This window comes from Actinoplanes sp. NPDC051388 (assembly GCF_055586225.1).
On record NZ_JBVJIP010000005.1, the window covers coordinates 42,739 to 61,459 of the forward strand.

The 18,721-nt window shown below is 71.3% G+C and carries 17 protein-coding genes and 1 pseudogene; 8 read left to right on the top strand and 10 right to left on the bottom strand.

Annotated elements, in window-relative coordinates:
• Positions 1 to 3: 3 nt before the first annotated feature.
• Both ACZ6TI_RS14420 and ACZ6TI_RS14425 read right to left on the bottom strand, forming a co-directional pair.
• Entirely contained in the window at positions 4 to 1,482 is a 1,479-nt protein-coding gene (locus tag ACZ6TI_RS14420; protein ID WP_465345497.1) for a benzaldehyde dehydrogenase, read from the bottom strand.
• A 43-nt stretch (positions 1,483 to 1,525) separates the two neighbouring features.
• Positions 1,526 to 2,512, bottom strand: coding sequence for an EamA family transporter (locus ACZ6TI_RS14425; protein ID WP_465345498.1), 987 nt, complete (start codon positions 2,510 to 2,512; stop codon positions 1,526 to 1,528).
• 47 nt (positions 2,513 to 2,559) lie between these two features.
• Here ACZ6TI_RS14425 and ACZ6TI_RS14430 point away from each other — a divergent pair, with 47 nt between their 5' ends.
• Positions 2,560 to 3,099, top strand: coding sequence for a CGNR zinc finger domain-containing protein (locus ACZ6TI_RS14430; protein ID WP_465345499.1), 540 nt, complete (start codon positions 2,560 to 2,562; stop codon positions 3,097 to 3,099).
• On the opposite strand, the gene ACZ6TI_RS14435 is transcribed toward ACZ6TI_RS14430, so the two are convergent.
• Complete coding sequence (locus ACZ6TI_RS14435) at positions 3,072 to 3,941, bottom strand: helix-turn-helix domain-containing protein (protein WP_465345500.1); 870 nt, start codon at positions 3,939 to 3,941, stop codon at positions 3,072 to 3,074. The genes ACZ6TI_RS14430 and ACZ6TI_RS14435 overlap by 28 nt on opposite strands.
• Positions 3,942 to 4,042: 101 nt before the next feature.
• Between ACZ6TI_RS14435 and ACZ6TI_RS14440 the strand changes: the two genes are divergently transcribed.
• From ACZ6TI_RS14440 to ACZ6TI_RS14465, 6 genes are all read left to right on the top strand, one after another.
• Positions 4,043 to 4,741, top strand: coding sequence for an SDR family NAD(P)-dependent oxidoreductase (locus ACZ6TI_RS14440; protein ID WP_465345501.1), 699 nt, complete (start codon positions 4,043 to 4,045; stop codon positions 4,739 to 4,741).
• A 70-nt stretch (positions 4,742 to 4,811) separates the two neighbouring features.
• Complete coding sequence (locus tag ACZ6TI_RS14445; protein WP_465345502.1) at positions 4,812 to 5,285, top strand: hypothetical protein; 474 nt, start codon at positions 4,812 to 4,814, stop codon at positions 5,283 to 5,285.
• A 97-nt stretch (positions 5,286 to 5,382) separates the two neighbouring features.
• The gene (locus tag ACZ6TI_RS14450; RefSeq protein ID WP_465345902.1) at positions 5,383 to 5,589 is read left to right on the top strand and encodes a hypothetical protein; all 207 of its coding nucleotides are present in this window, start codon (positions 5,383 to 5,385) and stop codon (positions 5,587 to 5,589) included.
• Positions 5,586 to 6,056, top strand: a complete 471-nt coding sequence (locus ACZ6TI_RS14455; protein ID WP_465345503.1) for a Clp protease N-terminal domain-containing protein — start codon at positions 5,586 to 5,588, stop codon at positions 6,054 to 6,056. Before ACZ6TI_RS14450 ends, ACZ6TI_RS14455 begins: the two co-directional genes overlap by 4 nt.
• On the top strand, positions 6,046 to 6,906 hold the full coding sequence (locus ACZ6TI_RS14460; RefSeq protein WP_465345504.1) for an ABC transporter ATP-binding protein: 861 nt from the start codon (positions 6,046 to 6,048) through the stop codon (positions 6,904 to 6,906). The genes ACZ6TI_RS14455 and ACZ6TI_RS14460 overlap by 11 nt, the downstream gene beginning before the upstream one ends.
• Positions 6,903 to 7,724 carry an ABC transporter permease gene (locus ACZ6TI_RS14465; RefSeq protein ID WP_465345505.1) on the top strand — a complete coding sequence of 274 codons (822 nt, stop codon included), beginning with the start codon at positions 6,903 to 6,905 and terminating at the stop codon, positions 7,722 to 7,724. The genes ACZ6TI_RS14460 and ACZ6TI_RS14465 overlap by 4 nt, the downstream gene beginning before the upstream one ends.
• 79 nt (positions 7,725 to 7,803) lie before the next feature.
• Here ACZ6TI_RS14465 and ACZ6TI_RS14470 read toward each other — a convergent pair whose 3' ends face one another.
• Complete coding sequence (locus tag ACZ6TI_RS14470) at positions 7,804 to 8,223, bottom strand: SRPBCC family protein (RefSeq protein ID WP_465345506.1); 420 nt, start codon at positions 8,221 to 8,223, stop codon at positions 7,804 to 7,806.
• Positions 8,224 to 8,264: 41 nt separating this feature from the next.
• Here ACZ6TI_RS14470 and ACZ6TI_RS14475 point away from each other — a divergent pair, with 41 nt between their 5' ends.
• Positions 8,265 to 9,221: a TIGR03557 family F420-dependent LLM class oxidoreductase gene (locus tag ACZ6TI_RS14475; protein ID WP_465345507.1), complete on the top strand. Its 957-nt coding sequence runs from the start codon at positions 8,265 to 8,267 to the stop codon at positions 9,219 to 9,221.
• Here ACZ6TI_RS14475 and ACZ6TI_RS14480 read toward each other — a convergent pair.
• The 6 genes and pseudogenes from ACZ6TI_RS14480 to ACZ6TI_RS14505 all read right to left on the bottom strand — a co-directional run bounded on the left by ACZ6TI_RS14480 (position 9,208) and on the right by ACZ6TI_RS14505 (position 18,488).
• A complete protein-coding gene (locus tag ACZ6TI_RS14480) occupies positions 9,208 to 9,618 on the bottom strand; it encodes a nitroreductase/quinone reductase family protein (RefSeq protein WP_465345508.1) in 411 nt (136 codons plus the stop codon). The genes ACZ6TI_RS14475 and ACZ6TI_RS14480 overlap by 14 nt on opposite strands.
• 10 nt (positions 9,619 to 9,628) lie before the next feature.
• A complete protein-coding gene (locus ACZ6TI_RS14485) occupies positions 9,629 to 10,504 on the bottom strand; it encodes an SMP-30/gluconolactonase/LRE family protein (protein WP_465345509.1) in 876 nt (291 codons plus the stop codon).
• A gap of 202 nt (positions 10,505 to 10,706) precedes the next feature.
• Positions 10,707 to 11,684, bottom strand: a complete 978-nt coding sequence (locus tag ACZ6TI_RS14490) for a hypothetical protein (protein ID WP_465345510.1) — start codon at positions 11,682 to 11,684, stop codon at positions 10,707 to 10,709.
• A gap of 299 nt (positions 11,685 to 11,983) precedes the next feature.
• Positions 11,984 to 13,519 (bottom strand): annotated as a pseudogene (locus ACZ6TI_RS14495) (cupredoxin domain-containing protein); the annotation flags it as partial.
• Complete coding sequence (locus ACZ6TI_RS14500) at positions 13,516 to 17,463, bottom strand: ThuA domain-containing protein (protein WP_465345511.1); 3,948 nt, start codon at positions 17,461 to 17,463, stop codon at positions 13,516 to 13,518. The pseudogene ACZ6TI_RS14495 and the gene ACZ6TI_RS14500, both read right to left, overlap by 4 nt.
• Positions 17,464 to 17,486: 23 nt before the next feature.
• Positions 17,487 to 18,488, bottom strand: coding sequence for a multicopper oxidase domain-containing protein (locus ACZ6TI_RS14505; RefSeq protein ID WP_465345512.1), 1,002 nt, complete (start codon positions 18,486 to 18,488; stop codon positions 17,487 to 17,489).
• Positions 18,489 to 18,721 lie beyond the last annotated feature (233 nt).

Below are 18,721 nucleotides of genomic sequence, written 5' to 3' on the forward strand. Positions count from 1 at the left end.
GAATCAGAAGGGATAGGTGGGCAGGTCGCCGCGGACCGTGACCCACTGGGTCTCGGTGAACGCCTCGATGTTCGCCTGCGGGCCGCCGTGCCGGGAGCCGGTGCCGGAGGCGCCCACCCCGCCGAACGGCGCGACCGCCTCGTCGTTCACGGTCTGGTCGTTGATGTGCACCAGGCCGGCCGGGATCCGCTCGGCCAGCTCCAGTCCGGCGTAGACGTCCCTGGTCAAAATGCCCAGCGACAGGCCGTATTCGGTGCCGGCGGCCAGCGCAGCGACCTCGTCCAGTGAGTCGAACGGGGTCACCGGCGCGACCGGACCGAAGATCTCCTGCGCATAGGCCGGCGTCTCCACCGGCACGTCGCCCAGCACCGTCGGCCGATAGAACAGGCCCTCGTAGGTGCCGCCGGTGCGCACCGTGGCGCCGCCCTCGACACTCGCCGTGACCAGCCCGTGCACCCGGTCGCGCTGACCGGCGTCGATCAGCGGGCCGAGCGCCACGTGGTCGCGGAACGGGTCGCCCACCGGCAGCTTGGCCACCCGGTCCGCGAGCTGGGCGGTGTACTCCTCGGCGATGTCCCGATGCACCAGGTGGCGGGACGTGGCCATGCAGACCTGGCCGGAGTGCGCGAACGTGCCGAACGCGCCCACCGAGGTCGCCGCGGCGACGTCCACGTCCGGCAGCACGATCAGCGCCGAGTTGCCGCCGAGCTCGAGATGGGCACGCTTGAGATGGCGGCCGGCCAGCTCGCCGACGGCACGGCCGGCCCGGGTCGAGCCGGTGAACGCGATCACCCGCACCGCCGGGTCGGTGACCAGGGCCTCGCCCACCTCGGCGCCGCCCGGCAGCACCTGCAGCACGCCGGCCGGCAGACCGGCCTCCTCGAACACCCGCGCGAAGAGGGCGCCGCCACTGACCGCGGTGCGCGGGTCCGGCTTGAGGATGACCGCGTTGCCCAGCGCGAGAGCCGGGGCGACCGCCCGGATGGCCAGGATCGTCGGGACGTTGAAGGGCGCGATCACGGCGACCACGCCGGCCGGGACGCGGCGCGCGAAGGAGAGGCGGGGCATCGCGCTGCGCAGCATTTCCCCGTACGGGTGGGAGGGCAGCGCCGAGGCCTCGTAGCATTCCTGGGCGCTGGTGTGCACCTGGAAGTCGCCGAACGGCGGGATCGCGCCGGACTCCCGGGCCAGCCAGTCCTTGATCTCCCCGGCGTTGGCGATCAGCACGTCGCCGGCCTTGCGCAGCACCGCGGCCCGCTGGTCGAACGGCGTCGCCGCCCACTCGCGCTGCGCTTGGCGGGCGCGGGCGCCGGCGGCCGTGACGTCGGCCGGCGTCGCCAGGCCCATCTCGCCGATGGTGTCGCCGGTCGCGGGCTCGATCACCGGATAGGCGCCGCCGGCACCGTCCGTCCACGCGCCGGTCCAGATCTTGCCCTGCCACGCGCCGCCGTCCAGCAGACCCATCAGAACCGCTCCCCACATGCCGGAAACCCGGACCGTATGCAGACGACCCGGCTGGGCGCGATCAGATGCTTCCGCCCAGCGGAAGTGCCTCCTTGGCGGGCTCGGCGGCTGGGGTCTCCGCGGTCTGCCGGTCCATGCCGAGGCGGACGAGCACGATGCCGCCGACGATCAGCACGCCGCCGACCGCCTGCACCCAGGTCGGCAGCTCGGACAGCAGGAGCCAGGCGAACAGGACGGCGAACATCACCTCGGTGAGGCCGACGAAGGAGGAGAGCGATGCGCCCAGCAGGCGGGCGGCGCCGATGCCGGCCACGTACGCCACACCGGCCGCGACCACCGACAGGCCGATGATCGGCACCAGCCAGCTCACCTCGCGCCCGGCGAGGTCGACGACCTCGAACGTGGCGCCCATCGGCAGCAGCCCGGTGACCAGGGCGAGCCCCAGCAGCACCGCGCCGACCGCCATGCCGCCGGAGGCCAGCGCGATCGACGGCAGCTCGGGGTCGACGCGGGCGGAGAGGATGAAATAGATGGCCAGCCCGACCGCCGCGATCGCGCCCCAGATCAGGCCGATCGGGTTGATCCGCCCGCCACCGGCCAGGTCGAGCACCAGCACCAGACCGGCCAGCGCGACGCCGGCGCCGATCACGGTGAGCCGCTGCGGGCGCTGGCCGTGCACCGCCCACATCCACAGCACGACGACCAGGATGCCGGAGTATTCGAGCAGCAGCGCCACGCTCACCGGCAGGTATTGCACGGCGTAGAAATAAGCCACCTGGGTGCCCGCGATCGCGAAGAGTCCGAAGAGCCCGATCGACGCCAGCGACCGCCGGGCCACGTGCCACTTGCCGCGCAGCGCGATGATCGCCGGAAGCGCGAGCACCAGCGCGGCGATGCCGACCCGCGCGGCGACCGCCGAGCCGGCCGTCCAGCCGGCTTCGATCAGCGAGCGGGCGAACACGCCCGAGGTGCCGAACGTGGCGGCGGACAGCAGGGCCAGGCCGAGGCCGAGACGCATCGTCGACTCCTTCATCCTGTCATTGGTCATCGGTTGCTATGCTCATGACACTAGAGTGCGGGGCGACAGGAGTCAACGTGGTCTTTGCTAATGACACCGAGGAGGCTCTGGCGGGCGCGGTCGCGTTGGTGAACACCACCGGCAGCGACGGTGAGCTGCTGCCCGACGTGGCCGCGCTGGACGAGTTCTATGTCACCTGGGGCTGGACCGGCAGGCACGACCACACGGTCGCCGAGCTGCGCGCGGTGCGGGCTCTGCGGCCCCGGCTGCGGCGGTTGTGGGAGGCGGAGGAGGACGAGGTCGTCGCGATCGTGAACCGGCTGCTCCGCGAGTCGAGCGCGCTGCCGCAGCTGGTGCGGCACGACCATTGGCCGTACCACCTGCACGCGACCGACCTGGACGCGCCGCTGGCGGCCCGGATGGCGGTGGAGGCCGCGATGGCCTTCGTGGACGTGGTCCGCGACGGCGAACTGGGCCGGCTGCGCATCTGCGCGATGCCGGACTGCGACGACGTCCTGATCGACCTCTCCAAGAACCGCTCGAAACGCTTCTGCGACGCGGGCTGCAGCAACCGCGCCGCGGTGCACGCCTATCGAGCCCGCAAGACCGGCTCCTGAGTGCCGGACACGATCGCCAGGCGCAGCTTGGTCTCGTCCTCGGTGTCCGGGGCGGCGGTGAGGATCACGATCTTCAGTTCGGCGTCGCCGTCGGTCAGGACGTCGCAGTCGAGGGTGATCGGGCCGACCGCGGGGTGTTCGACGATCTTGTGCTGTTCGCGGTGGGCGCCGACCTCGCCGGCCGTCCAGAGCCGCGCGAAGCGCTGGTTCCCCTTGTTCAGCAGCCGGATCAGCGAGGTCAGGCGGTCGTTGTGCGGGAAGCGGCCGGTCGCCCGGCGCAGGTCGGACACGATGGCGGCCTCCACCGTCTCGTGCGCACGCGTGACCACCGGCCACCGCGACAGGCTCGGACCGGCGTCGTCGATCGGGAACGTGTCGCGGGCGAAGTTTCGCCGCGCCGGGTGCGCCGGCGACGGGTCGCCGAGCAGCGCCGACCAGGCGCGGTTCCACCAGATCAGCTGCCAGTCCGCGGCGAACACCGCGACGGCCGAGTCGCCGAGCCGGCTCAGCACCCGGTGCACGCCGGGTGGGATGTGGTCGGAGATCTCGCCGTCGGCGGGCGGGACGAGCCCGGCCAGCCGGTAGAGATGGTCACGCTCCGCGGCGGTGAGTCGCAGCGCGCGGGCGAGCGCGGCCACCACCTGCGCCGACGGGGTGGTCGATCGGCCCTGTTCCAGGCGCACGACGTAGTCGACGGAGATCCCGGTGAGCTCGGCGAGCTCCTCCCGGCGCAGCCCGGCGGCCCGGCGGGAACGCCCGCTCGGCAGCCCGGCCGCCGCGGGGGAGAGGCGATCGCGCCAGGCCCGCAGGGTCGCGCCGAGCTCGGTGCCGTCACTGGTCATGACTCGATTGTCACGCGTGGCCGGGCGCCCAGGGTGGTAACGGTTCTCCTACCGTCACGGCGTCCCTGGCAGGTGCCCCGGGTCGTGTCGACGATGGGCTCATGACGATCACCTTCATCACCGGAGCCAACAAGGGGCTCGGTCGCGAGACCGCCCGCCGCCTCATCGAGCAGGGTCACACCGTGCTGCTCGGCGCTCGGGACGCCGACGCGGGCGGCGCGGCGGCCGACGAGCTCGGCGCCCGCTTCGTCCTGATCGACGTGACGGACGACGAGTCGGTCGCGGCTGCGGCCGCGGACGTCGAACGGCACGAGGGTGCGATCGACGTGCTGATCAACAACGCCGGCGTGCAGGGCCCGATGGGCGACCCGGCCGGGCTCACCGGCGCCGACGTGCTCGCCGTGCTGGACGTCAATCTGGTCGGCGTCGTGCGCGCCACCACGGCCTTCCTGCCGCTGCTGCGCCGGTCCGCCGACCCGGTGATCATCAACGTCAGCAGCGCCATGGGCTCGCTCGCCGCCACGCACGATCCGTCCCGGCCCGAGTCCAAGGCGATCGCTCCGGCGTACACGGCCTCCAAGGCGGCGCTGACCATGCTCACGACCCAGTACGCCAAGGCCCTGCCGGACATCCGCATCAACGCGGCCGACCCCGGCTACACGGCGACCGACCTGAACGGCAACAGCGGTCCGCAGACCGTCACCGAGGGCACCGACGCGATCGTCGCCCTGGCCACCGAGGGTCCGGGCCACGCCTCCGGCCGCTTCGTCGACCGCGACGGCGAGATCGCCTGGTCCTGACCTCGACGACGGTGGCCGGTACCGGTCACCGCCACCGCCCGGCCCCGGCGAGACGGCACCCTGCACCTCGATGAAACATCGAGGATTCAGATCGGCCGTGCTGGCCGCGGTGCTCGCGGCCTCGTTCCCGGCCGCCGGGTGCAGGGCCGGGAACGACGCCACCCCGACATCGAGCGCCGCCACCACCGCGCCGCCGGCGCCATCCGCCCCACCCGCACCGCCGACGCCCTCGGCCGCACCGCCGCCGGCTTCGCCGAGCCGGGCGCCGTTCACCGCGGCGAACGGCACCAAGCTGAAGTCCTGTTCGGACGGTGCGTGCGAGGTCATCGTCGAGTCGGGCGACTCGCTGCCGAACGCCGGCGGCCTCGGCGCTGTCCAGGTCACCGTCCGGGACGGCGAGGTGACCATCTCCAAGACGACCGGCGACGGCTTCTCCAGCACGCTGACCGGCACCGAGGGCACGGTCCAGCAGCTCAACAACCAGATCTTCCAGATAGTCGCCATCCAGGACGACCGAGCGGTCCTCCGGCTGCGCAAGAAGTGATGACGATTTCGCCGCGCCACCCTGCTTGTCGAGTTAGCAACTCAGGTTGACTAAGAAGAGGTTAGTCAACTACGGTTGCTAAGTGCCTGACGACACGATGCAGGATCCCGCTGATGCTCTGGCGGCCGTGGCTGCCCTGCGGCGGCTCGCGGACGAGCTCGAGGACGCGGCCGTCGAGCAGGCGATGCGGGCCGGCTGGGGCTGGCCGCGGGTGGCCGAGGCGCTGGGCGTGACCCGCCAGGCCGTGCACAAGAAGCACTTCAAGCGGCTGGTCGCCGCCGGTGTGACGCTGCGGAGGCGATGACCGTGCTCGGGTTCGACAAGCATGTGAAAGACGTGATCGGCCGGGCCACCGACGAGGCGCGGCAGGACGGCTCGGCGACAGTGGAGGTCCGCCACCTGATGCTCGCGCTCGCCGAGCCCGGCACCGCGGTGGCGAGCGCGCTCGCCGCGTCGGGGCTGGAGCGCGGGTCGATCCGGGAGCTGTTCGATCGGGAGTTCACGCACAGCCTCGGCACGGTCGGCGTCTCGCCGGCGAGCTTCGACCTGCCACGGGCCACCCCGGACCCGCACCGCTTGCCGCAGCTGGGCGCGGGCGTACAGCTGGCGCTGGAGCGCGCGGCCAAGCTCGCCGCCGGCGCGGCACCGCGGCCGGCCCACCTGCTCCTGGCGGTCCTGCAAGCCGAGGTGGGACCGGCCGCCAGAGCGCTCGCCGGCATCGACCGAGCCGCCCTGGCCGCCCGCGTCGAAAGAGCGCATGATGCGGGCTGACCCGGCGGTGGACGTCGACGGTCTGCGGATGCGCTATGGCAGCAAGGACGTCCTGCACGACGTCACTTTTGAGGTCCGCCGCGGGGAGATCCTCGGCCTGCTCGGCCCGAACGGCGCCGGCAAGACCACGACCATCGAGATCCTGGAAGGCTTCCGCGCCCGATCCGCCGGCCGGGTGACGGTCCTCGGCGCCGACCCGGCCCGCGGCGACGAGCGGTGGCGGGCCGGCCTCGGCATCGTGCTCCAGTCCTGGCGCGACCACGGCAAATGGCGGGTGCGTGAGCTTCTCGCCCAGCAGGCCGGCTACTACCCGCGCCCGGCCGACCCGGACGAGTTGATCGCCGCCGTCGGCCTCTCCGCGCAGGCCCGGCAGCGGATCCGCAGCCTCTCCGGCGGGCAACGCCGCCGCCTGGACGTCGCCATCGGCATCGTGGGCCGCCCGGAGCTGCTGTTCCTGGACGAGCCGACCGCCGGCTTCGACCCGGAGGCCCGCCACGAATTCCACGACCTGGTCCGGCGTCTGGCCGCCGACCACGGCACCACCGTGCTGCTGACCACGCACGACATGGACGAGGCCGGCCGGCTGGCGGACCGCATCCTGATCCTCGGCGGTGGACGCATCGTGGCCGGCGGCACGGTCGACGAGCTCACCGAGCAGATCGCCGGCCGGGACCACGTCGGGTGGACCGTGGCCGGGCGGCAATTCTCCCGATCCATCGAGCGAGCCGGGTCCATCGCGTTCGTCCGGACCCTGTTCCGCGAGCACGGCGAAGCGATCAGCGACCTCGAGGTGCGCCGCGCCTCCCTCGAGGACGCCTACCTGGCGCTGGCGCGCCGGTCCGCGGCATGATCAAATCGACGGCGCTGCGCCAGGGCCTCGCGCAGGGGCGCATCGAGCTGCGCCAGTCCTTCACCGGCGGCGAGCTGATCGGCAACCTGTTCTGGCCGGCCGTGACGCTGGTGGCGCTGTTCCTGCTGCGCGACCGCCGGATCGACGGCACCGATCTGCGCTGGGGAGCCCTGGTGCTGCCCGGCACGCTGGGCATGTTCGTCGCCTTCGGCACGCTGCTGATCGCGCAGCAGCTCACCGCCGACCGCGAGGACGGCACCCTGCTGCGGGCCCGGGCCACGCCGCACGGCATCCGTGGCTACCTGATCGGCAAGCACCTCACCGTGTCCGCGACGGTGCTGGCATATCTGGCGATCCTGCTCGCCGGGGGAGCGGTGCTGCTGCCCGGCGGCGTGCGCCCGCTCACCATGGCCTGGGTGCTGGCGCTGGGACTGCCCGCCACCCAGGCGGTCGGGGCCATCCTCGGGTCGGTGCTGTCCGGTTCGCGAGGCGCGGGCCTGCTGTCCGTGCCGGTCCTCGGCCTGATCGCGATCTCCGGCATCTTCTCCCCGCTGAGCGCCCTCCCGGCCTGGCTGCAGTGGGTGGCCCAGGCCTTCCCGGTCTACTGGCTCGGCCTCGGCATGCGTTCGGCGCTGCTGCCGGACGCCGCGGTCGAGCTCGGCGCGTCCTGGCGGCCGGTCGCAACCGCGGTGATGCTCGGCGCGTGGACCCTGGTCGGCCTGCTCGTGGCGCCGCCGGTGGTGCGCCGGATGACCCGGCGTGAGTCCGGATCGCGGGTCGCGCGCAGCCGCGAGCAGGCCCTGCAACGCGTCGGCTGACGGGCCGGGCCGGGCCGGGCCGGGCCGCTGGCTGACGGGCCGGGCCGCTGGCTGACGGGCCGGGCCGCTGGCTGACGGGTCAGGCGAAGCGGCGGGCCAGCTCGGTGGCCCGCCCGGCGGCGGCCTCCCGGGCCTTGGCGAGCACGAAGCGGCGCAGGATCCAGGGCGCCCGCACATCGACGTCCTCGGTGGCGGTCGAGCCGCCGGGCGCCGGCGAGAGCGAGACGGTCGCGTCCAGCCGCACGCCGCCGGGGCTGACCACCCTGCTGGTGACCTGATGAGGCACACCGTTCATGACCACCCGGATCGGGTTGTCCCAGTGGAACGGGCCCAGGTGGAAACGCTCGACGGCCACATAGGTGATGTCCGACTCGGTGCGGTGGACATCGCGGACCGCGACCACCAGCGGCGCCAGCCCCACATAACTCGCCGGGTCCATCAGATGGGCGTAGACCACAGCGGGCTCGGCGGGCACGGTGAACGAGGTGGAGAAGCGCATGTCGCAAGTTTGCCCGGTGCCGGTCGGGGAAGCCGGAGAGCATGCGCTTCGGATACAAACTCTCCGCCGAGGGCTTCGGCCCCAAGGAACTGATCCGGCAGGCCGTCCGCGCCGAGCAGGCCGGTTTCGACTTCGTCGAGATCAGCGACCACTACCACCCGTGGCTGGACGTGCAGGGGCACTCGCCGTTCGCCTGGACCGTGCTGGGCGCCATTGCCGCGCGCACCGAGAGCCTCGGGCTGGCCACCGGCGTGACCTGTCCGACCGTCCGCTATCACCCGGCGATCGTCGCGCAGGCCGCGGCCACGCTGGCGATCGTCTCGGACGACCGCTTCACGCTCGGCATCGGCGCGGGGGAGCGGCTCAACGAGCACGTGGTCGGCCTCGGTTTCCCCAGCGTGCGGGGGCGCCACGAGCGCCTGCGGGAGGCGCTGGACATCATCAACCTGCTCTGGCAGGGCGGCTATCAGTCCTATCAGGGCAAGCACCTGCACCTCGAGGACGCCCAGGTGTTCGACCTGCCCGACAAGCTGCCGGTGATCGCGGTCGCGGCCGGCGGCAAGGACGCCGCCGAACTCGCCGCCACCCACGGGACCGGGCTGTTCGCCACTGAGCCGCGCGCGGATCTGGTCGAGGCGTTCACGGCGAAGGGGGGCAACGGGCCGCGCTATGCCGAGGTGCCGATGGCCTGGGCGACCACTGAGCAGGCCGGCGTGGAGGAGGCGCTGAAGACCACCGCGTGGGCGCTGACCGGCTGGAAGGTGATGAGCGAGCTGCCGAACCCGGCGAACTTCGAGGCCGCCGCGAAGACGGTCCGGGCCGAGGACATCCGGGACCAGTTCGCGGTCGGGCCCGACCCGCAGCCGTACGTGGACGCGGTCCGCGAGTACACGGACGCCGGTTTCGACCACATCGTGCTGCAGAACGCCGGACCCGACCCGGACGGCTTCCTCGACTTCTTCGAGAAGGAGTTGAAGGCCGAGCTCAGCGGAATCTGACGACGGCGACCGGGAACTTGCGATCGGTCTTGGTCTCGTAGTCGGCGGCGTCCGGCCAGTATGCCCGCCAGACGCCGTAGAGCCGCTCCCAGTCGGGGGTGCCCGGGCGCACCACGGTCACGTCGGCCGGCTTGGTCTCGGTGCCGATCTCCACGTCCACCGGGCCGTCGGCCGCCTCGAGGTTCGCCACCCACTCCGGGTCGTCGGGGGCGCCGCCCATGCTGCCGCACACCACGTACGCTTCCCCGTCCGGCGCCGCCACCAGCGGGTTCACGAACTCCTTGCCGGACTTGCGCCCCCTGGTGTGCAGCAGCACCAGGGTCTTGCCCTCCCAGTGCTCACCGACGACACCGTCGCGGGCATGGAACTTCTCGATCACAGAGTCATTGAACGACATGATCCAGACGCTACCCGGCGGCGGGCACCGGCACGTCGACCGCCAGCAGCCGTGCCTCGCGCGCCGCCGCACGGGCGTGCTCGTTGAAGTCCGGCGCCGCGCACAGATAGAGCCGGTGACCGGCGATCGCCACCGCGAAGACGCCGCTGTCCGGCTTGATCTCGTCGAGGATCTCGCCGCCCTCGCGCACCCGCAGCGCCCGCCCGAAGAGCCCGTCGGCAACCCAGAGCGCGCCCTCGGCGTCCAGGCACGAGCCGTCCGGGGCGACCACCACCTGCGGCAGCACCTTGTCGATCGCGGTCTCGGTGGGCAGGTCGCCGAACCGGGCCCAGACCCGCCGATTCTCCAGCGAGCCGTCCGCCGCCACGTCGAACGCGGTCACCCGATTGCCGAACGTCTCGTTCACGATCAGCGTCTCGCCGCTCAGCACGCTGCCGTTCGGGAACCACAGGTCGTCGGCCACCACGGTCACCGTGCCATCCGGGTCGGCACGGACCAGGCGCGACGGCGCAAGCTCGCCGCCACCCATCAGATCAAAACCAAAGCTTCCGATGTACGCCCGCCCGCCCGCGTCCACCACCATGTCGTTCGCATGGCCGGTGAGGTGCGCGGACAGGTCGGCGTGGGTGACCAGGGAGCCGTCCGCCTCGCGCCGCAGCACTCGCTGGTCGCGCATCGAGACGACGAGCAGCCGCCCGTCCGGCAGCCAGCCGAGTCCGGACGGCTGGTGTTCCACCTGGGCCTCGACCCGCTGGTCGGAGCCGTCGGGCAGCACGGAGAAGACCTGGTGGAGATAGAAGTCGGAGAACCAGATCCGGCCGTCGTGCCACCGCGGCGCCTCGAGATAGCAGAACCCGGACAGAACGGTGCTGACCTCGCGGCTCATCGCTGACCTCCGTAGGACGTGTGACCTACGGCAAAGTCAACAGGCCCGGCCGGAGATGTCAATCACTGAGCTATTGGCTCCGCTCCGCTCCGCGGATTTCGCCTTGTAACTGACGACTTGCGACCGACAAAGTGCGAGGCGAAGCCAAGGGACTTTGTCGGCCGCAAGTCATCGGCGGCGAAATCGGCCGGCTGACCTGCTGTTAGAGGTTCGCTGCGCCGGCGGCCTCTGCCTCGGCTACGGCGCTGGTGCGGCGCTCGGCGGCCCGCTGCTCGCCGGCCCCCTCGCGGTCGGCCGTCGCGCCCTTGGTCCGCATCGAGGTGCCGGCCGCGTTGGCCTCACCGTTCACGCCGCCGCGGATCCGGTTGTTCGGGGCCACCACGGCGGCCGGGGTGTTCGACTGCACGGTCAGCACGCCGTCGATGATGTTGTCGTCGACGGTCACCCCGCCGGTGGTGTTGGTGATGCTCACGTCCCGGCCGAAGTAGCCGCCGGAGGCGCAGCCGTCCAGCCCGCCGTTCGGGCCGAGCTGCACGCCGCCGAGGTTGCCGGCGAACGTCGTCCGGCCGCGCACCGCGCTGCCGCACACCACGCTGCCGGTGCCGCTGTTCAGCACCGAGAGCGTGCCGTCGACGAACGAGTCGTGCACGTCCGTGTAGTAGGTGCCCGAGCTGCTCACGTTGCCGGTCACCTGGGTGTTCTGGTCCAGCCGGACCTCGCCCGCGCTGGCCGACACGCCGCCCGTGACGGTGGTGTCCTCGACGAACAGGAAGCTGTCGACCGTGGTGCTGCCCTTCGGGCGTACCGTGATCGATCCGGTCTCCGCGGCGCGGAGATAGACCCCGTAACCGCCCGCCGCGACCACCACCGCGCCGCCGACCGTGGAGTCGCTGGCGTCCAGATAGCCGTTCGCCGCGATCCGGACCTCGCCGTTGATCTGCCCGCCCGCGACCACCAGGTTGGCGCCCGCGGCCACGCTCACGTTGCCGGTGATGGTGGTGCCCGTCAGGTCGCAGGACTCGTTCGGCGGGACGTAGAGGTCGTTCGGCACGGTGACCGCGCCGCCGGTGCCGATGCAGTAGGTGACCAGGTCGGCGCTGGCCGGGGCCGCGCCGGCCAGCACCCCGCCGGTGACGACGGCGGCCGCGGTTGCGAAGTGGGCGATTATCCGTCTGGGCATCGCAGTTCTCCCTTTCCGGGAAAGAGGGTGGGTGCTCATGAGCCGACGTCCGATCGGGCCGCCGCCCGGACGATCGAGCCCTGCTGCCGCTTGGTGATGGTGCCCGCCGCGACGAGCGGTCCGGTGACCGCCTCGACGTGCCGGACGAAGGCGGCGTGGGTGGGGTAGGAGGCGTGTTCGTCGACCAGGTCGTTGATGGTGCAGCCGTCGCCGGTGTCGACGTTCGCGACGCCGGTGTCGTCCATCCCGATCACCACGGTGGCGCGGGTGTCCGAGGCCGGGCAGGCGTCCTCACCGGACGACACCACCGTGAACGTCACGGTCTTCTCGGCCGCGGTGTTGCCGGCGTTGTCGGTCGCTCGATATTTCACCGTGTGCGAGCCGGTCGAGCGCACCACGACCGGCGCGTTGTAGGTCAGCCAGGCGCCGCCGTCGAGCGCGTACTCGATGCGGCGCACCCCCGACTCGGCGTCGTTCGCCGTGACGGTGACCGTGGCCGCGCCGACGTAGTTGCCGTCGCCGTCCTGCTCACCGGCGACCGTGGCGGCGGTGACCGGCGCCGTGGTGTCCGGCGTCGGCGGCGCGACCACGGTGAACGAGGTGGATCCCTCGGCCGAGGTGTTGCCGGCGTTGTCGGTGGCCCGGTAGCGGACCGAGTGCGCGCCGAGCGTGCCGACCACGACCGGCGCGGTGTACTCGGCCCAGTCGTTGCCGTCCAGCGCGTACTCCACCAGGTCGACGCCCGAACCGGCGTCGGAGGCGGTGAGCGTCACCGTCGCCGTGCCGATGTAGTCGCCGTCGGGTTCCCGATCGCCGGTGACCGCCGCGGTGACGGTCGGTGGCGTGGTGTCCTCGGTCGGCGGCGCCACGATGGTGAACATCGCCATCTGCTCGGCCGAGGTGTTCCCGGCGTTGTCGGTGGCCCGGTAGTGCACCATGTGCGAGCCCACGCCGCTGACCACCACCGGCGCCGTGTACGCCTGGAACGGTCCACCGTCCACGTTGTACTCGATCGAGGCCACCCCGGAATCCGCGTCGGAGGCCGTGATCGTGACGGTGGCCGTACCGATGTAGTTGCCGTTGGTGTCCTGCTGACCGGTGACGGTGGAGCTGACCGTGGGCGGGGTGACGTCCTCATCACCCGGCTCGACCACCGTGAAGCCGACCGAGCCGACCGGGGAGGTGTTGCCGTCGTTGTCGGTGGCCCGGAACTGGACCGAATGGTCGCCGATCGCGGTCACCACCACCGGCGCGGTGTACGGCTCGAAGCCGGTGTCGTCGATCTGATATTCGATCGTGTCCACTCCGGAGCCGCTGTCCGACGCGGTCACCGTGACGGTGGCCGAGCCGACGTAGTCGCCCTCGTCGTTCTGCGTGCCGGAGACCTGTCCGGAGACGGTCGGCGGGGTGGTGTCGTCGCCGCCACCGCTCTCGGTCACGGTGAACTCGCCGACCATCGTGCTGTGCCCCGGGATCGTGCAGAAGTAGCGGTATCGGCCCGGAGTCAGCGTCACCACCGCGGTGTGCCGGCCGTTCTGCGCGTCGAACGGGCTGGCCAGGATGTTCAGGTTGACATCGTGGTTGTAGCCCTCGGTGCTGGTGTCGAAGGTCAGCGTGTGCGGCATGCCGATGGTGTTGCCGGTCGCCTCGCTGTTCTCCCACACGATGTTCGTCTCGCCGGCCACCGCGGAGGTGGGCGCCGACTTGTAGCGCGTGATGTCGCCGTCGGCGGTCCAGGTCAGGGTCTCCACCGCCGCCGCGGCGGGAGACGCCGCGGCGAAGGTGGAAACCATCAGGAGCAGGGCGGCCAGGGCCGCCTTGAGTCGTGCGGTCACAGGGGCCTCACCCGGATGTTGCGGTACTCGACCAGATCGGCGTCGCCGTGGTTCTGCAGACCCAGGAAGCCACTGAGGAACTGCCGCATGTCGGTCGGCGGATCGCCGGCCCGGGACGACGGCTTGCCCGGGGTGTTGTCGAACTCGTTGATGACCACGCCGTTCCGGATGATCGTGTAGTGCTGGCCGACCACCTTCACCTCGTAGTCGTTCCAGATGTTCTTCGCGGTCGGGCGGGCCGCGGCCAGTCCGATCGGGTCGAAGTTGTAGATCGAGCCGGTCTTCTGCGGCTCGCCCGTCTCACCGTCGTAGATCTGGATCTCGTGGCCGCAGTAGATCGCGACCCAGGCCTGCGAGGTGCGCGCCGACCCGACCGTGCCGCAGCTGCCCGGCGGACGCTGGTCCAGCGGGATCCGCGGGTCCGGGAAGCGGGCGAAGACGCCGGTGTTGGCGCGTCCGGTGCCCGGTGCGATGTCCTTGAACTGCAACTTCATCGAGAAGTCGCCGTACTCCTTGGTGTACCAGAGCATGCCGAGCCCACCGGCCGAGCGCAGTGACCCGTCCGGCTGGATCGAGAACGACCCGGAGGGCGCCTGCTCCCAGCCCGCGAAGGACTGCGCGGTGCCGTCGAAGATCGGCTCGTAGCCCTGGTGGCCCTGCCGCCCGATCGGCGACGCCGCCGCCAGCCGGGTCAGCGTGCCGGCCTCGCGGCCGTTCAGCACACCGGCCTTCTGCAGATCGTCGGCGACCTTGGTGACGTGCCGGACGAAGCTGTCGTGGTCCGGCCAGGTGCTCTCGTCGTCGATCAGGTCGTTGATCGTGCAGCCGCCGCCGGCCGCCCGGTTGGCCACCCCGGTGTCGGTGTCGCCCAGGAAGACCGTGCTCCGGGCGTCCGGCACCGCGCAGCCGACGTTCACGGTGACCTGGGTGGTCACCTTCTCGCCGTTGGCATAGGTGACGGTCAGCTTGGCGGTGAAGGCGCCGGTCCGGGTGTAGACGTGCCGCGGGTCGGCCTCGGTCGAGGTGGTGCCGTCGCCGAAGTCCCACGCCCAGGAGACGCCGCCGGACTTCGAACCGGTGAACTGGTAGGTCAGCGGCTTGTTCTGCACGGCCACCGCGGTCGCGGCGGGCACCGGCGTGGCCGGGCCACCCGTGTAGCTCACCTTGAGCAGCTTCTGCGCCGCGTGCAGGCTGAAGAAGCCGCCGCCGTAGTCCAGCACGTAGAGCGCGCCGTCCGGGCCGAACTTGGCGTCCATCCAGCTCATCACGCGGTTGTCCGCGTTGCCGCCGGGGAAGATCGCCCGCAGCGACTCGGCGAACGGCGGCGGCGACTGGGTCGGCACCCCGGCCGGGTCGATGGTCACCGCGACACGGTTCTGCGGGTTCGACTCGTCCCCGATGAACCACTTCTTGTCCCAGTACGCCGGCCAGGCCACGCCACTGCCGGTGTCGACCTCCGAGCGGTGGTACGTCGGGCCGGACATGATCGCCTGTCCGCCGCCGCGCAACCACGGCTGCGTGTAGGTGGCCTGCGCGGCGACATAGGTCGGCAGCCCCGAGCCGTCGGTGCGGGTCGGGAAGACCGGGCCGCCGCCGTCCGGCGAGTACCAGATCATGTTGTCCCGGGCCGGCGGGATGTCCACCAGGCCGGTGTTGCGCGGCGACTCGTTCTTCAGGTTGTTGCAGTCGTACCAGCCGGTGAGCACGGTGGCGTCGGTGTTGCTCCGGTCGCGGTACGGCTGCCGGTTGCCCATGCAGTACGGCCAGCCCTGGTTGCCCGCCGACGTGATGATCGTGGCGGTCTCGTACTTCGCCGGGCCCAGCGTCGGGCTGGGCGATCCGGCGTCCGGCCCGACCCAGCCGGCGGTCAGCCACTGCGTCACCGGGTCGATCGCGAGGCGGGCGATGTTGCGGACGCCCATCACGTAGATCTCCGGGCGTGCCTTCGGGTTGCCCGGCGGGAAGAGATTGCCCTCCGGGATCGTGTACGTGCCGTCCGCCTCCGGGTGGATGCGGATGATCTTGCCGGCCAGGTCGTTCGTGTTGCCCGAGGTGCGCCGGGCGTCCTGGAACGAGATGCCCTGGTATTCGGCCGTCCAGTTGTTGCCGGAGTAGCCGCTCGAACCCTCGGACGAGTTGTTGTCACCGGAGCCGACGTAGAGGTTGCCCTTGGCGTCGAAGGCCATGCCGCCGCCCGCGTGGCAGCAGCTGTGGATCTGCACCGGGAACTCCATCAGGTCCTTGCGGGTGGCCTGATCGATGCTCCGGGTCGCCTTGTCGTAGGTGAACCGGGAGATGGTGCGCTGGCCGATCCGCTTCTCGCGGTCGATCGACGCGTGCGGCATCCAATAGACGTAGAGCCAGCCGTTGTCCGCGAACTTCGGGTCCGGCACGATGCCGAGCAGGCCCTCCTCGTTCTTGACCAGCTCGCTGCCGCTGCCCCGGTTGCCCATCACCTCGAGCGTGGTGAGCAGCTTGACCGTCTTGGTGGCCGGATCCCAGTTGTGGATGGTGCCGCAGCCCTTGCCCACGTTCGGGTCCGCCCAGTCCACGATCGGGCCGGACGGGCAGGCCGCCTTGCCGACGTAGAAGATCGTGCCGTCCGGGGCGATGGTCAGGCCGTGCGGCTCGCCGATCTGGTCCAGCTGGCCGGCCTGGTTGGCGCCGGTCAGCCGCTCGACCTTGTAGTTCGCCGCGATGGTGGCCTGGCAGTCGCCGCGCACGATGCCGGTGGTCCACTGCAGCGCACCGGTCAGGTGCTTGCGGAACGCGGCTTCGCCGTAGCTGCCCTCGGTGTGGCCCATGCCGGTGTAGAAGGACCGGCCGCCCTCGTAGTCACGGCACCAGGAGATCGGGTGGAACGGGCCGTTGGCGCCCTGACCCGGGTTGTAGTGCCGCTCCTCGACCTGGGCCACGGTGTGCACCGCGCCGGTCGGGTTCGGGTCCCAGTTGTACCAGCGGTCGGACCGTTTGACGGTGAGCGGCAGATCCTTGGTGGACGGATGCTGCCGGTCCAGGATGTCCACCACGGTCTCGGCCACCGCGGGCGGCTGCGGTGCGGTGGTGCTGCCGGTGAACAGGCGCCAGTCGGCCAGCTGGATCAGCGGCTCGCCACTGTTCGCGGTGATGTTCAGCCGCCAGTAGCGGTAGGTGGCCGGCGCGGTCAGGTCGAACCGGCGGGTCTGGAAGCGCTCCGGGAAGGTCTGGGCGGCGCGCGGGTCGACATTCTGCCAGCCCTGGCCGTCCGTCGAGCCCTGCAGCGTCCAGTCCCGGGGGTCGCGCCCGGGGAAGTCGTTCGCCGAGGTCAGGGCGTACCCCGTGATGGCCTTGGCGCTGCCCAGGTCGTAGGCCACCCACCCGGTCGGGTTGAAGGTGAGCCACTTGGTGCCCGGGTCGCCGTCGGTGAGCTTCTCCTTGGTCTCGTTCGGCGGGTTCTCCGCGCTGGCGGTGACCGCCGAGACCGGCTCCGCGTTCGGCAGCGCGCCCACCGGGCGGGTGCCGATCAGGCCGGTGAACCAGGTGGAGTCGAGCTGCGCCTTGGCCGCGTCCGCGATGCCGAGGAAGCCGCCACCGTTCTTCATGTAGGTCTGCAGCGCGGCTTCCTGCTCACGCGTCAGCGCCGCGCCGGCGGCCGACAGATAAACCACCGACCGGTACGCGGACAGCCGGTTCGCGGTGAACGAGGCGGCGTCGCTGGTGACGTCCACCTCGATGCCGGCCGCGGCGCCGAGGTCGTCGATGGTCTGCGCGGCGCGCGCGACCGGGTCCTGCTGGTCGGCCGCGGCGCCGTGGAACACCAGCACCTTCACGCCCGCGGCGGCTGCGGCGGGCGCGGCCAGCGCGGGCGGTGCGACGGCGGGAATCAACCCGGCCAGGAGCACGGCCGCCGCGGTCGCGGCGAGGCTCCTTCTCCGGATCCGGAACGAACTTCTGGACAGCCTCATCCCCGTGCCCCTTCTTTTGAAAGTCACTGGTGTGCCGTGTGGTCTTTGCCGGCGTGGCCCATGAACCGGTGGATGGCCTCCTCCGCGCCGGGCGGCATGCTGCCGTCCGCGTTGCGCACCAGGAACAGCCCGGACATGCCGGCCTCGGAGTGCTGCTGCACGTGGCAGTGGTACATCCAGACGCCCGGCCCGACACCCTCGCCGGCCAGCACCTGGAAGCCGAACGAGCTGCCCGGGTTGAGGTCCTTGTTGTCGATCACCTGGCTCGGATCGGACGGGCCCTCGAGCATTCCGGTGCGGTTGTCGGCCCACCGGTGCGCGTGCAGGTGGAACGTGTGGAACAGATTGCCGTGGCCGATCGCGAGCCACTCCACCCGCTGGCCGAGATTGGCCTCGAACATCGGCGTGTTCGGCGCCATCTTGTTGTTGATCATCATTTCGTTGAAGACGACGGTGAATTGCTTCTCCGGCAGGATGTCGCCGCGCCGCCGCACGATCAGCGCGCCGTAGAGGCCACGGGCGATGCCGCCGGTGCCGTGGTCGCCGCCCATCGCGTGATCGTGGTAGTGCCAGTAGCCGGCGCTGCCCGGCATGAACCGGCGGCCCGCCGCAGCTGTCATCTCGTGCGAGCGCCACACGTAGGTGCGGGTCTCGCCGGGGTTGTTGAACGAGTTGTTCAGCGGCGCGCCGTCCGAGTCGGTGCTGTAGTCCACACCGTGCGGATGGATGGAAAGGCGCTGGTCAGTGGTGTTGACGAGGGTGATCTCCAGGGTGTCGCCCTCGTACATCTCGAGCACCGGGCCGGGCACCGTGGCCTGTCCGCGGACCAGGCCGTAGCCGTACTGGTTGCCGGGCAGGGCCTCGGCATAGACGGTGATCCGGTGGGTGGCGCCGGTGGCCGCGTTCGCCGGGCTGCCGGGCCTCGTCAGCACCACGCCACCGGCTGTGGCCAGCCCGATCGCAGTGGTGCCGATCAATGAGCGGCGGGACAGCCGGGACCTTGACGGGCCGGGAGCGTCGACCATGTCACTCCGATCGCGGCCAAGCGGAATCGCGCGACCGGAATGGCGGTGCACGGGCCGGAACGGTCGACCGGTGGCGCAATTCTCGAGGCCTGGAGCGGGCCGGGTCGCGGTCTTTGCTCGGCGAACTCAGAACTTTCGGTGGATGAGGAGAACTTATGCACTCCATTGACGAAAGTAAAGGTCCTAAGCAGAAAAGCATCGGTCGCGCACAACGGCGAACGTCGATACCTGTG

What these genes read in the sequence shown, in the direction of transcription:
- ACZ6TI_RS14470 (WP_465345506.1), bottom strand. Translation starts at nt 8,223, where the DNA reads ATGCGCTTCTCCACCTCGTTCACCGTGCCCGCCGAGCCCGCTGTGGTC.
- ACZ6TI_RS14455 (WP_465345503.1), top strand. Translation starts at nt 5,586, where the DNA reads ATGACCGTGCTCGGGTTCGACAAGCATGTGAAAGACGTGATCGGCCGG.
- ACZ6TI_RS14485 (WP_465345509.1), bottom strand. Translation starts at nt 10,504, where the DNA reads ATGAGCCGCGAGGTCAGCACCGTTCTGTCCGGGTTCTGCTATCTCGAG.
- ACZ6TI_RS14500 (WP_465345511.1), bottom strand. Translation starts at nt 17,463, where the DNA reads ATGAGGCTGTCCAGAAGTTCGTTCCGGATCCGGAGAAGGAGCCTCGCC.
- ACZ6TI_RS14505 (WP_465345512.1), bottom strand. Translation starts at nt 18,488, where the DNA reads ATGGTCGACGCTCCCGGCCCGTCAAGGTCCCGGCTGTCCCGCCGCTCA.
- ACZ6TI_RS14420 (WP_465345497.1), bottom strand. Translation starts at nt 1,482, where the DNA reads ATGTGGGGAGCGGTTCTGATGGGTCTGCTGGACGGCGGCGCGTGGCAG.
- ACZ6TI_RS14475 (WP_465345507.1), top strand. Translation starts at nt 8,265, where the DNA reads ATGCGCTTCGGATACAAACTCTCCGCCGAGGGCTTCGGCCCCAAGGAA.
- ACZ6TI_RS14465 (WP_465345505.1), top strand. Translation starts at nt 6,903, where the DNA reads ATGATCAAATCGACGGCGCTGCGCCAGGGCCTCGCGCAGGGGCGCATC.
- ACZ6TI_RS14450 (WP_465345902.1), top strand. Translation starts at nt 5,383, where the DNA reads ATGCAGGATCCCGCTGATGCTCTGGCGGCCGTGGCTGCCCTGCGGCGG.
- ACZ6TI_RS14435 (WP_465345500.1), bottom strand. Translation starts at nt 3,941, where the DNA reads ATGACCAGTGACGGCACCGAGCTCGGCGCGACCCTGCGGGCCTGGCGC.
- ACZ6TI_RS14445 (WP_465345502.1), top strand. Translation starts at nt 4,812, where the DNA reads ATGAAACATCGAGGATTCAGATCGGCCGTGCTGGCCGCGGTGCTCGCG.
- ACZ6TI_RS14440 (WP_465345501.1), top strand. Translation starts at nt 4,043, where the DNA reads ATGACGATCACCTTCATCACCGGAGCCAACAAGGGGCTCGGTCGCGAG.
- ACZ6TI_RS14480 (WP_465345508.1), bottom strand. Translation starts at nt 9,618, where the DNA reads ATGTCGTTCAATGACTCTGTGATCGAGAAGTTCCATGCCCGCGACGGT.
- ACZ6TI_RS14460 (WP_465345504.1), top strand. Translation starts at nt 6,046, where the DNA reads ATGCGGGCTGACCCGGCGGTGGACGTCGACGGTCTGCGGATGCGCTAT.
- ACZ6TI_RS14490 (WP_465345510.1), bottom strand. Translation starts at nt 11,684, where the DNA reads ATGCCCAGACGGATAATCGCCCACTTCGCAACCGCGGCCGCCGTCGTC.
- ACZ6TI_RS14425 (WP_465345498.1), bottom strand. Translation starts at nt 2,512, where the DNA reads ATGACCAATGACAGGATGAAGGAGTCGACGATGCGTCTCGGCCTCGGC.